The sequence below is a fragment of the Streptomyces albicerus genome, assembly GCF_008905045.1.
Classification (GTDB): Bacteria; Actinomycetota; Actinomycetes; order Streptomycetales; family Streptomycetaceae; genus Streptomyces; species Streptomyces albicerus.
In genome coordinates this window covers 1-1,049 of record NZ_VWMY01000199.1, presented here as the reverse complement: position 1 = coordinate 1,049, position 1,049 = coordinate 1, and the positions used below count along the sequence as shown (strand labels likewise).

1 protein-coding gene is annotated in these 1,049 nt (G+C 68.9%); it reads right to left on the bottom strand.

Annotation, left to right across the window (positions count from 1 at the left end; genetic code table 11):
- Positions 1 to 96: 96 nt before the first annotated feature.
- Positions 97 to 1,049 (bottom strand): alpha amylase C-terminal domain-containing protein (locus GAS53_RS54890; protein WP_192583736.1); only part of this gene is annotated, 953 nt, incomplete at its 5' end.

The following is a 1,049-nucleotide window of genomic DNA, read 5'->3' as shown; positions in this document are numbered from 1 at the left end:
TTGAGGAGCGGGGGTTCGGGGGCTGGCCCCCGACGGGGTCTGGGGCGGAGCCCCAGGGGATGGGACGGGTAGGGGCGGCGGGGGCGAGCAAAACCCCTAAGCCGGCCGCAGCCACACCGTCGACAACGGTGGCAGCGTGAGCCGGATGCTCGCCGGCCGACCGTGCCACCCCTGGGCGTCGGGCTTCACGGGATCCGGATTCGTGACGTCGCTGCCGCCGTATCGGCCGACGTCGGTGTTCAGGACCTCGTGCCACGCGGGCACATCGTCCGGAACACCGAGCCGGTACTCGTGCCGCACCACGGGCGAGAAGTTGGACACGGCAAGCAACGGATGCCCACCCGCGTCGAACCGCAGGAACGCGAAGACGTTGTCCTCGACGGCGTCTCCGGCGATCCAGGCGAACCCGGAGGGATCGGTGTCGCGCTCCCAGAGCGCGGGGGCATGGCGGTACACCGTGTTGAGGTCCCGGACGAGGTCGCGTACACCCCGGTGATCCGCTTCCGCACCGTACGACGGATCCAGCAGCCACCAGTCGGGCCCGTGCGCCTCCGACCACTCCGCGCCCTGCGCGAACTCCTGCCCCATGAAGAGGAGTTGCTTGCCGGGATGGGCCCACATGAAGCCCAGGTACGCCCGGTGGGTGGCCCGCCGCTGCCACCAGTCACCGGGCATCTTCGACACCAACGACCGCTTGCCGTGGACGACTTCGTCGTGCGAGATCGGGAGGACGTAGTTCTCGCTGTACGCGTACACCATCGAGAACGTCATCTCATGGTGGTGGTATTTACGGTGGATCGGTTCGTGCGAGACGTACCCGAGCGAGTCGTGCATCCAGCCCATGTTCCACTTCAGGCCGAAGCCGAGCCCGCCGAAGCCGCCGGGGCCGATGTGGTGGGTGGCCCGTGTGACCCCGTCCCAGGCCGTCGACTCCTCGGCGATCGTCACGACTCCGGGCTCGCGCCGGTAGACCGTGGCGTTCATCTCCTGGAGGAAGGCGACGGCGTCGAGGTTCTCGCGGCCGCCGTGGACGTTGGGTGTCCACTGGC